Annotated in this window: 13 protein-coding genes; 6 read left to right on the top strand and 7 right to left on the bottom strand. The window is 39.0% G+C overall.

The features are described 5' to 3' along the window. Window positions 1–26 precede the first annotated feature (26 nt). Window positions 27–1,280: an O-antigen ligase family protein gene (locus ACTS4L_RS00270; protein ID WP_440617299.1), complete on the bottom strand. Its 1,254-nt coding sequence runs from the start codon at window positions 1,278–1,280 to the stop codon at window positions 27–29. 108 nt (window positions 1,281–1,388) lie between these two features. Here ACTS4L_RS00270 and ACTS4L_RS00265 point away from each other — a divergent pair, with 108 nt between their 5' ends. After that, window positions 1,389–2,288 carry a glycosyltransferase family 2 protein gene (locus ACTS4L_RS00265; RefSeq protein ID WP_440617298.1) on the top strand — a complete coding sequence of 300 codons (900 nt, stop codon included), beginning with the start codon at window positions 1,389–1,391 and terminating at the stop codon, window positions 2,286–2,288. A 12-nt stretch (window positions 2,289–2,300) separates the two neighbouring features. Here the strand turns inward: ACTS4L_RS00265 and ACTS4L_RS00260 are convergent, their stop codons facing one another. From ACTS4L_RS00260 to ACTS4L_RS00250, 3 genes are read right to left on the bottom strand one after another with little or no spacing between them, the layout of a single operon-like run. After that, window positions 2,301–3,083 (bottom strand): glycosyltransferase family 25 protein, encoded by a 783-nt coding sequence (locus tag ACTS4L_RS00260; RefSeq protein ID WP_440617297.1) that lies wholly within the window; start codon window positions 3,081–3,083, stop codon window positions 2,301–2,303. Further along, window positions 3,080–3,922 carry a glycosyltransferase family 2 protein gene (locus ACTS4L_RS00255; RefSeq protein WP_440651575.1) on the bottom strand — a complete coding sequence of 281 codons (843 nt, stop codon included), beginning with the start codon at window positions 3,920–3,922 and terminating at the stop codon, window positions 3,080–3,082. Before ACTS4L_RS00255 ends, ACTS4L_RS00260 begins: the two co-directional genes overlap by 4 nt. Further along, on the bottom strand, window positions 3,912–4,673 hold the full coding sequence (locus tag ACTS4L_RS00250; protein WP_440617294.1) for a glycosyltransferase family 2 protein: 762 nt from the start codon (window positions 4,671–4,673) through the stop codon (window positions 3,912–3,914). The genes ACTS4L_RS00255 and ACTS4L_RS00250 overlap by 11 nt, the downstream gene beginning before the upstream one ends. 147 nt (window positions 4,674–4,820) lie before the next feature. Here ACTS4L_RS00250 and ACTS4L_RS00245 point away from each other — a divergent pair, with 147 nt between their 5' ends. After that, window positions 4,821–5,465, top strand: a complete 645-nt coding sequence (locus ACTS4L_RS00245) for a lysoplasmalogenase (protein ID WP_440616641.1) — start codon at window positions 4,821–4,823, stop codon at window positions 5,463–5,465. Here the strand turns inward: ACTS4L_RS00245 and ACTS4L_RS00240 are convergent. Next, window positions 5,459–6,706: an NAD(P)/FAD-dependent oxidoreductase gene (locus tag ACTS4L_RS00240; protein ID WP_440616640.1), complete on the bottom strand. Its 1,248-nt coding sequence runs from the start codon at window positions 6,704–6,706 to the stop codon at window positions 5,459–5,461. The two genes, ACTS4L_RS00245 and ACTS4L_RS00240, sit on opposite strands and share 7 nt — an antisense overlap. A 193-nt stretch (window positions 6,707–6,899) precedes the next feature. On the opposite strand from ACTS4L_RS00240, the gene ACTS4L_RS00235 reads away from it, so the two are divergent. After that, a complete protein-coding gene (locus ACTS4L_RS00235) occupies window positions 6,900–8,306 on the top strand; it encodes an LbtU family siderophore porin (RefSeq protein WP_440616638.1) in 1,407 nt (468 codons plus the stop codon). Window positions 8,307–8,472: 166 nt separating this feature from the next. Next, window positions 8,473–8,907: a DUF29 domain-containing protein gene (locus ACTS4L_RS00230; protein WP_440616637.1), complete on the top strand. Its 435-nt coding sequence runs from the start codon at window positions 8,473–8,475 to the stop codon at window positions 8,905–8,907. On the opposite strand, the gene ACTS4L_RS00225 is transcribed toward ACTS4L_RS00230, so the two are convergent. Both ACTS4L_RS00225 and ACTS4L_RS00220 read right to left on the bottom strand, forming a co-directional pair. Next, a complete protein-coding gene (locus ACTS4L_RS00225; RefSeq protein WP_440616636.1) occupies window positions 8,904–9,674 on the bottom strand; it encodes an exodeoxyribonuclease III in 771 nt (256 codons plus the stop codon). The two genes, ACTS4L_RS00230 and ACTS4L_RS00225, sit on opposite strands and share 4 nt — an antisense overlap. Window positions 9,675–9,751: 77 nt before the next feature. Further along, complete coding sequence (locus ACTS4L_RS00220; RefSeq protein ID WP_440616635.1) at window positions 9,752–10,627, bottom strand: FKBP-type peptidyl-prolyl cis-trans isomerase; 876 nt, start codon at window positions 10,625–10,627, stop codon at window positions 9,752–9,754. A gap of 203 nt (window positions 10,628–10,830) precedes the next feature. Between ACTS4L_RS00220 and ACTS4L_RS00215 the strand changes: the two genes are divergently transcribed. Together ACTS4L_RS00215 and ftsH are read left to right on the top strand one after the other, a co-directional pair. Beyond that, complete coding sequence (locus ACTS4L_RS00215; RefSeq protein ID WP_440616633.1) at window positions 10,831–11,580, top strand: substrate-binding periplasmic protein; 750 nt, start codon at window positions 10,831–10,833, stop codon at window positions 11,578–11,580. A gap of 471 nt (window positions 11,581–12,051) precedes the next feature. Continuing rightward, window positions 12,052–13,998 carry an ATP-dependent zinc metalloprotease FtsH gene (ftsH, locus tag ACTS4L_RS00210; RefSeq protein WP_440616631.1) on the top strand — a complete coding sequence of 649 codons (1,947 nt, stop codon included), beginning with the start codon at window positions 12,052–12,054 and terminating at the stop codon, window positions 13,996–13,998. Window positions 13,999–14,058: the final 60 nt, after the last annotated feature.

Below are 14,058 nucleotides of genomic sequence, written 5' to 3'. Positions count from 1 at the left end.
AGATAAAAATATTGGGGAATTTGGTTTTATTGTGAATCAGTGCCTTTGGTATAGCGTTGGGCTAACACGACGGGTAACAAAAAGCAAAAGATAAATCCAGGGCCAATATCCAGTATCCATGAATTCACCAAGCAGCCAATAGCAAAAGCAATGATAAGGATACGTGTGTTATTGCGCATCATCATTGGCATGTCTTTAGCATAGTAAAAAGAAGCGAGTAATAAAAAGATGAAGATTGCTAGTGCCCAAATGCCTGATTGCATTGCAAAATAAATATATTGATTATGTGGATTGTTGATTACGCGATAATATTTTTTGTCATTTGATGGAATCTCGCTATTAATAAAATGTGTGCTGCACTGTGTTTGCGCGCCCGTGCCACAACCGTAGAAAATACGTTGCGGTTTATGTTCAAAAATTCCCAAAGCAGTGTGATAAAAACCCAAGCGAATACCCGCAGAGGTGTCAGTGTTTGTACCATTATAATAGCTAATGGTGCTGTTGTAGGCTTCATCAATACGCATCTTGAAGTTTGGCGAGAAATGATAAAATGCAGCAAAAACACTTGGGACAATGACAATGGCTGCAATTAAACCCTTCCAGCGGAATTTCATAAAAAAGCCAACTGCCAATACGGAAAATTCAATTAAATAACCAGTGCGACTCGTGTTTAAGCCAAGCTCGGCACAAATAATGATAATGCCAAGAATCAGAAAAAGTACTCGTCGCTTTTTATTATGTGTTGTTAAAGCCATTGAAAAGAGCATAAATGCAGCAACAGCAAAGATAAAGCCTGTCACAAAGTGTGACTGTGCAGCTGGAAAAGTTGCGCCACTAAAAACAATCGCACTTTCAGGGCTTAGAAAGTAGTAGTTCACAAAAATAGCAATGACATTGAGTATCACGCCAATAAAAAATGCCAATAGAAGTTTATTAATAATCTCAGGGTTTTTGTAACATACATAGCCAATAATCCAAACAATCAAGAGCTTATAGAACTTGCCAACCCAACCAATGGATTCATTAAATGGTAGCGTTGAATACAGGCAACTTATCAATGCCAATACAATTAATGCAATGGCAGGCCAAATATAAAAGCGTTTGATTAAAGATAATTTAGCACGATAGTCACCGCTGATAATGAACAATAGCAGTAAAAATACAGCAAAGATGCTGGTGAGTGCTGAAGATACAGAAGAGAATATTCCTAGTAGAAAAGCAAATATTATGTAAAGCTTATTGATTATATTTGACTGTAGCAGGTTGCTAGATGCAGGCAAAGCAGACTCCTTGAGCTTAGTTGTATTTTCATTGTTAAAAAAACAGGGGGATTATACACTGAGATTGCGATACAATCCCAGTTAAAATTATAATGAAGTGTCTGAACGGTGAAATTTTCGATTGTTATTACCAGCTATAACCGCTTAACTCTACTTAAGCGCGCCTTAGCAAGTGCATTGACTCAAAGATATGATCATGATTACGAAGTTCTTGTGATAGATGATTGTTCAAGCGAAAACTATGAAGATTATATTGCTTCGTTGCAGTGCTCAAAGCTACGCTATTTTCGCCATAATTATAATCAAGGAGTTTCTGCCGCACGCAATACCGGAGTAAGACTATCATTGGGACAATATGTTGCGTTTTTAGATGATGACGATCAATTACATCCTGAGTATTTGGCTGAATACGAAAAGCATTTGTTAAAGTATCCAGAGCTTGATTTTATGTGGTGTGGTAAGCGCAATCAATTATATGAAGATGGAAAGCTATATAAAACTGAAGAGTTTGTGTATGAAATTCCAGAAAATATTGAAATGTATGATGTACCGATGTTGCATTATTGGTCGAACAATCTGGGGTTAATGATAAAAAAAGAATTGCTGGTTCAGCTAAAGGGCTATGACACTGAATTAGAAATTGCTGAAGATATTGATCTGTTACTTAGAATGTTGTTTTTAAAAGCAAAGTATAGGCCGGTGTCAAAAATATTAATTGATGTCTATATTGATACATCTGTTTCAAGCTTAAGTAGGCAGTCTAGCGCATTAAAAGCAGCGACAAGTTATAAACTGATCCTTGAGAAAAATACAGCGTTTTTAAAACATAATTTCACCGCATGGCGTCATTATGCAAAATCCTTGTTATTTGCTTATTACCGCTCAAATAACAAGATATCAGCCCGCAATCTTTTTTGGCAGATGTTATGTAGAAGTAATTTTTCAGCAATAAAATTATTGCCGCGAGTATTGCGTTATGAGTTTAAGAAATCATCGAAGCAATTATGATTGGGATAATTATCACCATGTATGATGCTGAGCTTTGATGCCAGTAATCAGTGAGACTACTTTTTGCAGGTATGTTTTCATGATTTTTTCACGAAAAAATTTAGCGAAGCGGCTGGGTATAGATTTGTTCTTTTGTTCATGCTTTATTCTGTCTTGTGCAATGCTTGATTGATTTGCCGCAGTTTCGTCGGTGCTGACACAATAAGGGTAAACACATAGTATTTCGATACTGCTGTATTTGCGGATATAACCCCAACTATCAATTGGGCGTGAAATCACTTTAAAATGCTCAAGCATTTCTTTGGCAGCATTTGGAGTAATGTAATATGCGTGTGTATATGCAGCTTGATGTGCTCTTTTGATTTTGTGATTCTCGCTGTTGATGAAGAAATGCTTGCTTCTTGTTTGTACGTAACGAGCTAGTGATAATAATATGACTATTTCTTTATTTGAGTTGTGCAACTCATCATTGATTGACTTCATAATATTTACTGCTTCATCATTGAGCAGGCAATCGTCCTCAAAAATAAAAGCAGCTTGGTTGTTTTGCACAATTTTTTGATAACAAGTTACGTGACTTAATGCGCAACCAACCTCACCTAAAGTCAAGGGTCGTTTATTGTCATGTATTGCTTTTTTTTCAGAGTACACAGCATTTAATTCATCTTGAGTTAAAGTCTTACCATAAATGGCTGGAATAAATTGATAATCACTTATCCCCATTTCATTAAAGTGTTGTGTAATATGCCTTTTTTTTGATATATCTTTCTCAAGATTAATAACAAAAATATTCATGACTCATCCTTTTGTAATAGAAGGCTTTTGTGCACCATTGCTTTATTGCTTTTCATGAGGTTGTTTAAACGCTTTAGATTGTTTTGTTCTTGTGAACGATCGGCTTCTTTATGCCAAAGGTGTAAGACAGTTGTTGCAAAGTAGCCTGATTTTCTTCTTATACCATGGTTAATAAGACGGATCATTAAATCAGAGTCTTCATAGCCCCAGCCGGAAATTTCTTCTTCAAAGCCGCATATATTTAATAAATCTTGTCGCCAAAAAGCCATGTTACACCCTTTGGCCTTCTGCCATTTTCGCGCATGCTTATACCTTATTTGACTGTTTAAGCCAATTGTTAGTAAAGTATGCCAGCGATTGATGTGTTTTAAAAAACGTTGTTTCAGCCAATACGCTAAGCTTTTCTTGGAAACATCAAATTTCAGGTCAAGCAACGTGTTACTGAATTTTGGGCTGAGCAAAATACGATTGCCTGCAACATAGTGTCCAATTTTGGCTAATATTCGGTGATTTGTCAGAAATTTTGGTCTGACGATGCAGTCTCCATCAATAAAAATAATATAATCACCGCTGGCTTCTTTAATTCCCATATTGCGAGCTCTTGAAAGTCGAAATCCTTTATCTTCTTGCCATAAATGCTTTAGAGGAAAGCGAGCCACTGTTTTAAATTGCTCAATCATCTTTTTGGTTGCAGAGGTTGAACCATCATCAACAATAATGACCTCGAAATTTTCATCGTTTTGATTGTTTAACGCTGTTAAAACAAGTTTCAGCGCATCAGGCCAGTTATAGGTCGAGACAATAACTGAAATCAATCCTTGATAGGTGTTATTGCTCATTTTGTTGTTTCTCCCATAATTTAACATATTTAAAATACGAGCCATAAGCTGAGAGTTTAGCAATTAAGTAGCCGCGTTTACCATCTAGAAATCCTCGTCGCATAATAAAGCCACGCAGGAAAGTCCAATGTTTATGGAAATTGGCTTTCATGAGTGATGTCTTTTTGCCTTTCTGCCAAAGTATTGTTGAGGTGCCATCGCTATACTCATTCATCTTCTTTAATGAGTTGGTGATGCTGTCTTGTGAGTAATGCAGCAATATGCCAGATATAAGCTGAGGATTATGAGTGGTTATAAGTCGTTCATGGATGATGTCATTTGAATATTTTGCTTCTGTACGTTTGAATAAACGTGTGATCACATCTCTTCCCCAATCACCATGATGAATCCATTGACCACAGAATTGAGATAATCTTTTGAATTTGTATACTGTGTAACGGTTGCTTTCAATGGCTGTTAAAATGGCTTTCTCAAGTTCCTTGGTGATGACTTCATCTGCATCTAGCGCAAGCAGCCAGTTACTTGTCGCTTTAGAAATCGCAATATTTTTTTGCTCACCAAACCCGAGCCAATCCTGATGATAAACTTTGGCTCCATAAGATTTGGCAATTTCAAGTGTATTATCAGTACTACCTGAATCAACAACAATAATTTCATCTGCCCATTTGACAGATTCTAAGCAACGGGCGATATTTTTTTCTTCGTTTTTGGTGATAACAACGACGCCAAGCGTATTTCTTCTTTCAGTCATAAGTACAAGGTTGACCGGATTGGATTGCCAAGTATCATAACATAAGTTAAGCAATGACAAGAGTGCGTTGTGACAACAATTTGTTAGAATGCTTTAATTGGATGTTGGATGTTGGATGTTGGATGTTGGATGTTGGATAAATAGCTTATGTTAGGAATAATTGGGTTAACGTTATTAATAGCAGTATGTGCGAGCATACATATTATCGATAAATATCGCACAATGAGTGTTGTGAGCTACGTATTTAAGCCGTTAACAACGCTGTTGATTTTAGTGTATGCATTTTGCTTTAGTGCTGAGATTAACTTGTTTGTGGTGTTGATTTTGCTAGGATTAATGCTGTCATTGATAGGTGATATTTTTCTGCTATCGACAAAGGCTCAATGCTTCACTAGTGGGCTTGCTAGTTTCTTGTTGGCACATATTGCTTATATTACAGCTTTCTCGTTGCAGCTTACATTATTTCATTGGTGGATTATTGCTGTGATGTTGCTATACGCGATAGTGTTTTATCTCATGCTGTATCCAAGACTGGGCTCAGATCGTATTGCCGTTGCTGTTTATATTGTGATTATTGTGCTAATGGGTGCCGTGGCTGTTAATGTTTATATTGCTAATAGATTGTTACCAAGTCTGTATGTGATGTTAGGTGCACTATGCTTTATGTTCTCAGATTCCGTGTTGGCGTGGGATAAGTTTAAATGCAAGTTAAAACACGAACCAAGTCTTGTGATGATTAGCTATTATTTGGCGCAATATTTAATTGCAAGTGCTGTGATAGTTCTTCATTGAAAGTGACTGCACACCTTCGCAAGTACACTGAGTTTGCGTTTGGCGTCAGTTGCATAATCATTGGTTTTATCCCAAGCATAGCCCGCAAGAATGGAACAAATCTTTGCTTTGATTTCAGGTGGCTGGGTGTTACTAAATATAATTTGTTGTAATTCACCGCTGTACCAAGCGCGGACATAAGCTTTAAAGGTATTAACCCCTTTTTGTAACGGAATGGCAAAATCTTGTTGCCAGTTAACGTTCTCGCCTTGTAGTGATTTGTCTAATGTTTCAGCAGCAAGGACGGCTGATTTTAAAGCAATGGTCACACCAGAAGAGAATACAGGGTCTAAAAACTCGCCAGCATTACCAAGAAGTGCATAGCCTGTGCCATGCAGTGTGCTTACGTTTTGGGCATAGCCAACAATTTTGCGCACGGGCATATCAAGGTTTATATCCTTTAGAATTTGATGTAAGTTAGGTGTTTCATTGACAAGTCGCATTAATATTTTTTTGGGGTCATCTTCGCTTTGTTGTAGCAAGTGAGGCTCGCCAACCACACCAAGTGAGTATTTGTTGTCGCTTAAGGGTATTAGCCAAAACCAAATGTCACTATGTGTTGGGTGTACGGTGATCAGTATCTTATTCTGGTCAAATAGTTTTTGATCAAGTGCGCTATTGATATGGGTAAAGACAGACATGCGTGGCGGGAATTCGCTTGGTAAATTAAGCTTTAATAGATTGGGTAATACGCGTGCAAATCCACTGGCATCAAGTACAAATCGTGCGTGATATTGATGTGTTTTGCCATTTTTATCCATTGTAGTGATCATTTGGCTTTCGTCACTTAGTTGAATATCAGTGACTTGTTGCTCATAGTTGATTTTCGTCCCCAATTTGGCAGCCTGATCGGCCAGTCGTTGATCAAAAACACTGCGTTCGACTTGAAATGTGCTATTAAAGCCAATGCTAAATTTTTGGCTAAAATCAAATTCTGTATAATGTTGTTGATGAGAAAAAGCAGCGCCATTTTTAAATTGAAAGTGTGCGTCTTCAATACATCGAAGTAAATTAGCCTGCGCTAGAAATTCCATAGCTTGAGGTAGCAGGCTTTCGCCGATGGAAAAACGTGGGAATTTCGAGGATTCAATAATTGTGACTTGATAGCCTCTTTGTGCCAATATTGCCGCAGCAACACTACCGGAGGGACCGGCGCCAATAATTAAAATATCAGCGTTAAAGGCATTAGATTTAGTATTCATTGGAAGTTATTGAGTAATAGTATTTTAAGTTAGTGCGCTCACTGTAATCAAAAACCAAGCGTTACTCTATAATAATTTCATAAAAAGCAAGTTTTTGTACTTTTCTTTTTTTTTGCCATCAGTTATCTTGTTATCGAGCATTTTTTGCTCGTAGGTAAAATTACCCGTAAAGAAAACAGGAAGGGGAAGATAAATGTTAAAAAAAATCACATTGGCAATGCTTGCTGCATCTGCTGCTACGGCAGTGTATGCGCAAGACGCTAACACCAGTAATGCGGACAATCAAACAGTACAATCACAGATTGCAGAGCTGAAAAAAGAGATTGCCGCACTGCAAGCAAGCCAAGAAGCAATGGCGAAGTCTACGCCAACTCAAACTCAACATGGTAGTGTTGAAAGTGTAGGTACTGGCTCAGACAGCACGGATCATGTTACAGTGCCGACTAATATGGGGCAGATTCAGAATTTCTTATTTTCAGATATTCATGATGGCGTAGTACCAATGGGGATGATAAGCTCATCACAATTTGCCTTGGGCTTATTAAAGCAGCGTAATATGTATAGCGATCGTGCGTTAGTATTTGGCGGATATTTGGAAGCGGATCCACAGGTTTGGCATGGTAGTCCAATTAAGTATGGTAAAGGCACGCCAACAGAAACATATCAATCAGGCAAAGGCTTGCCAATTACTACGGCTAATTTATATGTTGCAGCTAACTTAGGGCGCTATGTTACAGCGGAAACAACGTTAGCAGCAGATCCATCTGATAGCTATAAAGTGAATGCACAAGATGCTTTTGTGATGTTTGGTAATTTGGATGATTTCCCGCTTTATGCAACAGTCGGTAAAAACCGTTTAGCATTGGGCTCATTCTCAGGTGGTGGTCCATGGACTGGCTCATTAACGCAGATGTTATTTAGACCAAGTCGTGTTAATAACGTCTCTCTTGCTTATTATAAAGACGGTTTAAGTAGTAACGTAACCCTTTTCCAAACGGATGATCATACCAGTAACTTTATTTATGCAGCATTCTATGGCGGCGAGTCTGGTAAGTGGGCATATGGTGTTAACGGTGGTTATGTTTATAACGTTGATGGTACTGGTAATAGCTCATTTAAGGATGCAACTCGTTCTGGTACAACTAATAAAACACGCATTGGTGCCGTTAACTTTGATGCCAGCTTAAACTATGATATCTATGGTGTTGGTGCTGGTTGGGCGCAAACGACTAATAAATCAGATAAAACGAATGATGGTTATGCGGGTGCTTGGTATGTGCAAGCTGGTTTCTCACCTGAGATCTATGGCCGTTCAACCAACTTTAATATTGCCTATAACGGTGCCTATAACACCAATAATTTACCAATTACTTTAACAGGTAATGCAGATAAGGGTTATGCAACAACTTCCGGTGCAACTGCTGGTAGTCCAAGCTCAGTAAAATATCCAGGCTCTGGTGTTGATAAAATGATCGTTGCATCTGCTCAACGTCCATTCTTTACTGAAAATGTATTGCTTGGTTTGGAATATGCTTATATGCATATGTACAACAATCAACATACCAATGCGTATACTCTAGATATCTCAGTATATTTCTAAAGATAAAAGCTGTAAAAAATAGGAGGAACTCCTCAACCTTCTATTTTTGTTATTTTAAGCCTGCAACTGCAGGCTTTTTTGTTTGATCTTGAGTGAAGTGCTGTGTATTGAGTTGTTTGTTGCTATAATAGCCAGTGTTTGTAACGTTAAATAAATGGAGCAGTCTATGAATGTTTCACAGCTATATGAGAGAGACTTTTATGCATGGGCAATGAAAATGGCACATGCTTTAAAAGCGCGTGATATTGAACAACTTGATTTTGATCATCTAAGTGAGGAGCTGGAAGACATGGGTGTTAGTCAAGAGCGCGAGATGGAAAGTCGATTAACTATCTTAATTATGCACCTGCTTAAGTGGGAACATCAGCCGACTTATCAAAGTAAAAGTTGGTCGTTAACAATCAAAGAGCAAAGGCGAAAAATTGTCAGAAGATTGAAGAAAACTCCCAGTTTAAAAGCAAAAATTGAGGAAATGCTCGAAGATGTTTATGGTGATGCGATTTTGGCAGCGCAAAAAGAAACAGGACTGGCTGAAAGTGAGTTTCCAGCATGTTTGCCTTATACATTGGTGCAACTATTAGATGATGATTTTTACCCTTAAGTTTTATAGGTGATTGACAGAGGTGCATGATCTGAAAACCATGAATCAGTGTAAATATTATCGGCGATAATGCTATCTTTTAATTCAGGTGTAATCAACTGATAATCAATTCGCCAACCAACATTTTTAGCACGTGCTTGACCGCGATTTGACCACCAAGTGTATTGCTCAGCTTGTTGATTAATCACGCGAAATGCATCAACCCAACCAATATCATCAAAGACATGATCAAGCCAGGCGCGTTCCTCAGGTAAAACGCCAGATGTTTTCTGGTTTTGTTTCCAATTCTTAATATCAATTTCTTTATGTACAATATTGACATCACCACAGATGATAAAGCGCTTATTGTTGTGCATTTGATCTTTGAGTATATCTTTGTATTTATCTAAAAAATCCATTTTATACGCTTGACGTTCGTCACCACTGGAGCCTGAAGGGATATAGATAGATGCAACACTTAAATCGTCATAATCAAATTGAATGTAACGCCCCTCATCATCTGCCCAATCTATGCCAAGCGTGTGGATGATGCGTTTAGGTTTGCGCTTAGCATAGATTGCTACACCACTGTAACCTTTTTTCTTGGCGTCAGTATAGGCGTAGTGATAGCCTTCAGGGAAATAAATGTTATTATCTTTGAGTTGCTCAAATTGTGCTTTGGTTTCTTGAATGCATAAGAAATCAGCGTTTTGCTGGGTGAACCAGTCAAAAAAGCCTTTGCGCGTGGCAGCGCGAATGCCATTGGCATTAAATGAGATAACTTTCATATCATCCTTCTTGTCTTTCTACAATAAATAAAAAAGCCCGCAACAGCGGGCTTAAGATTATGGTGTGTTAGGTTAAACTATTTTGCAGCAGCTGTTGCGTCTGCTTTAGTATCATTTGCAGCGTCATCATTTGCTGCAGGTTTCTCTGCTTTTACTGCTGTGATTAATTCTACTTTGAAGCTTAATACTTGATTAGGTCCGATTTGTGGTGGAGCCATCTCGCCATAGGCTTGCTTAGGTGCACAGTAAAGAATAACTGTTGAACCTACTGGGATTTGACTTAAAGCATCCTTCCAGCAAGGAATCACTTGATTCAATGGGAAGGTTGCTGGTTTGCCAGTTTTTTTAGAGCTGTCAAACGTTTTACCAAGAAGCTCGCCTTTGGCTAGTTTTGCAGCACCTGCTTTAGCATCTTTGTTGAAAGCAGTAGCAGGTGTTGTGCCTGTGTAGTTGACCGTTACTGTATCAGTTTTAGCAGGTTTTTCACCTTTGCCTTCAGTGATTATTTGGTAGTAGATACCATCAGCTGCTTTTTTAACATTAGGCATTTTAGCAACATCAGCCATAAATGCATCGGCTGCTTTTTGGTTTGCCGCGCCCTCAGCCTTCATTTTAGTTTGTGCTTTTTGGATCATTTCCATTTGGAAAGCTTGCATAATTTCTTTGCTTTTAGCTTCAGAAATCTTAGATTCTTTGCCAGAAAGTCCAGCTTCTAAACCGGCATTTAATTGTTTGACATCAAGCTTGATATCTTGTGATTTGAAGCCTTTACCCATCTCTTGACCAATGATATAGCTTACTTCTTTCATGTCAACTTTAGCAGGCTTGGCTGCATCAGTTTTAGCAGCAGGCGTCGCAGTAACTGCAGTTGCAGTTGTTTGCGCATCGGCTGCATAAGCTGTAATTGAGCCAGCAAATAGCATGGCAGCGGTTAATGCAATAATCTTTTTCATGTGTTCTCCTTAGATTGAGATTATTTATTAGTTTAAATACGCATCACATCGTAAAAATTGATTTGGCATAAGTCAATATGTGTATGCGGCAAAAAAATGCTATATTCATCGGGTTAATGTTATGGTTAATGCATTTTGGATTGATTGCGTTTATGCTAAGAGCATGAATGTTAAGGATAAATAATGCGAAAGAGGAGTGCGATGTGAGCGTGTTAAAGTTTGGTATTATTCTGTTCTCTTTGCTAAGCATTGGTGTTGGGTATGCTAATGATAAAACTAAATACACAGTAAATTATGCGTTAGGTGATTATTATTATCCTTATGTGAATCAGCATGAAAGCAGCAAAGGCTGTTTGACTGAATTTGTGACAAAAGTTTTTAAAAGTCAAGGTGTGAATCTTGGCGAGATTAGATGGTTGCCTTGGAGTGTGGCAATAAAAAGCTTAGCTTATGGCTCATCGCCCGTTGTTTCATTCCCATGGAGCTATACCAAAGAGCGTGCACAAAAATATCTATATAGTGATGCACTTTATACCAAATCTGCTTATATTTGGGTGTTGACTGACGGCAAAAATGACCACCTTGATTTTAAAGCTTTGCAAGGAGCGAAAGTCTGTGTACCACAAGGTTATGGTGCTTATGGTAATTTGGCAGAAATGTTTGCGCAAAAAACAGCGACGCGTATTACTGCGTTAACGATGCAAGATTGTTTTAGTCAATTGAAAGCTAAGCGTGTGACCGCTGTCTACGCAGGTGATGATGCGTTTGAAAATATTGCGCATGTTAAAGATGGAGCTAAGCTTTTTACCAAAGCATTTGTTGCGGATCAACAAACGCATTACCTGATTGCCGCAAAAGATCAAACAGGGTCAGCCAAACTGATTAGCCTATTTAATAAAGGGTTAAAAAGCATGAAGTTTAATCCAAGTCTACACTGTAAGTTCGATAAATAATAATTATTGATTTTATTTTGATAATATATTTAATTTCTTGCTGAGCATGCGTTATGCTGAGTTCATATACCCATCGTGAATCATTTTGCGGTGTTTAGTTGCAAAGCAATTTGTGAGGATTTTAACAAGTTGGATTGCAGGTAATAGCTAGGACTATTGCCAAAATTCAACTTGGTGAAAGTACGGAAAGTGCAAAGCAAGCAATTCTGTAAAATGGTTTGTGGTGGGTGTAAGTGGTTTATTAAGCTAGAAAATAGAGAGTTAGCGCATTCGCTAAATATCTGCTGAATTACAATTGTGAAGCGATATTTTTTTGTGCTAAGGTTGAACCTAATAAGTGTTTGCAAAATTTTGTTGTGAAGCCATCGCGACAAGGTCAGCGATATACTATAATGTCCAACCAATAAATTGGCTTTTAGGTTTGAGCTTGGAAGTTAAATAATTAAGCAAAATCAATAGGATTACACTTGCATGAAGAAAAATGAGTTCTTGCGAAATGCACTATTCTGGGGCTTGATTGCCGTAGGTTTAGTGTTTATTTTTAGCAACATGAGTACAAAGACCGATCCATCAACAACGCTGAAGTACTCAAGTTTTGTGCAACAATTAAATAGCGGCAGCATCCAGTCGATCAATGTTGATGGTCGCACTTTTACTGGTACAACGGATACTGGTGAGAAGTTTACTACCTATGCGCCACTATTGGATCAAAGTATTGTTGATCAGATGCTAACTAAAAACGCTGAAGTTTCTGCGAAAGCACCAGAGAAACCAAGTTTATTATTGGCATTTTTGTTTAATTGGTTGCCATTATTGCTAATTGCCGGCTTTTTTATTTTCCTAATGATGCGTGCCGGAGGTGGCAAAAGTGGTGCTTTTTCATTTGGTAAAAGTAAGGCGAAACTTTTAGGTGAAGATCAGATCAAAGTCACATTAGCCGATGTTGCCGGTGTGGATGAAGCTAAAGAAGAAGTTGCTGAAATCGTTGATTTCCTAAAGAATCCTGCCAAATACGAGAAAATCGGTGGCAAAATTCCTAAAGGTGTCTTGATGGTCGGTCCTCCAGGAACTGGTAAAACGTTGCTAGCACGTGCGATTGCCGGTGAAGCAAAAGTGCCTTTCTTCTCAATCTCTGGTTCTGACTTCGTTGAAATGTTTGTCGGTGTCGGTGCATCACGTGTGCGTGATATGTTTGAGCAAGCCAAGCGTCGCGCGCCTTGTATTATCTTTATCGATGAGATTGATGCGGTGGGTCGCCATCGAGGGGCTGGTCTTGGAGGTGGGCATGATGAACGTGAGCAGACATTAAACCAGATGTTGGTAGAGATGGATGGATTTGCCGACAATGAGGGTGTTATCGTGATTGCTGCGACTAACCGACCGGATGTGTTGGATCCTGCCCTTTTGCGTCCTGGTCGTTTTGACCGACAAGTAACAGTTGGCTTACCAAGTGTCAAAGGTCGTGAGCAAATTCTAAAAGTCCATATGCGCAAAATCGCTGTAGCAGATGAGGTGCGCGTTGATTGGATCGCACGTGGCACACCAGGATTTTCAGGTGCTGAGCTTGCTAACTTGGTGAATGAAGCAGCGTTATTTGCTGCGCGTGTTAACAAAGAAATCGTTGGCATGGAAGAGTTTGAAAAGGCAAAAGACAAAATTTTGATGGGTACTGAACGTCGTTCGATGGCAATGAGTGACGAGCAAAAACGCTTAACGGCTTATCATGAAGCCGGACACGCGATTGTTGGGCGCCTGGTACCTGATCACGATCCTGTCTACAAAGTCAGTATTATTCCTCGAGGGCGTGCATTAGGTGTGACAATGTATTTGCCAGATGGCGATCAGGTCAGCCAATCTCGCGAACAGTTATTAAGTCGTTTATCAAGTATCTTTGGTGGGCGTATTGCTGAAGCGCTGATCTTTGGTTATGACAAAGTCACTACGGGTGCTTCTAATGATATTCAAGTGGCAACTAATATTGCTCGCAGCATGGTCACCAAGTGGGGCTTGTCCGACAAAATGGGACCAATTCTATTTGACGAAGATGATCAGCAGCCTTTCTTGGGGCAAAGCATGGGTAAAAGTCCGAAACATTTTTCGGATAAAACAGCCCTTGATATTGATGGTGAAGTGCGTCGCTTAATTGATGAAAATTACTCAAGAGCAGAAACGATTCTTAAGGAAAATACCGATATCTTGCACGCCATGGCGGATGCGCTGATGAAGTATGAAACCATTGATTCAATGCAGGTCGATGACCTAATGGCGCGTCGCGAGGTTAGAGAGCCGGGCGATTGGGGTGATAGTTATACTCCCAAAGGGGAAGAAGTGGCTTCTCCAGTTGCTAAAGAAACGGTAACTGTGACACCATCTGAAGCAACTAAACCGCAGCAGGCGGATGATCAGTCTGAAAAATAATATTAGCTTAACATCAACGCTGGCTGAGCGTCAGTCGAAGCCGTTGTGTCTTGTACCCAT

The sequence above is a fragment of the Cysteiniphilum sp. 19S12-1 genome, assembly GCF_052030685.1.
In the GTDB taxonomy this organism is placed as follows: Bacteria; Pseudomonadota; Gammaproteobacteria; order Francisellales; family Francisellaceae; genus Caedibacter.
Note: the sequence above shows the minus strand (reverse complement) of the source record. Positions and strands in the feature narration are given on the sequence as shown.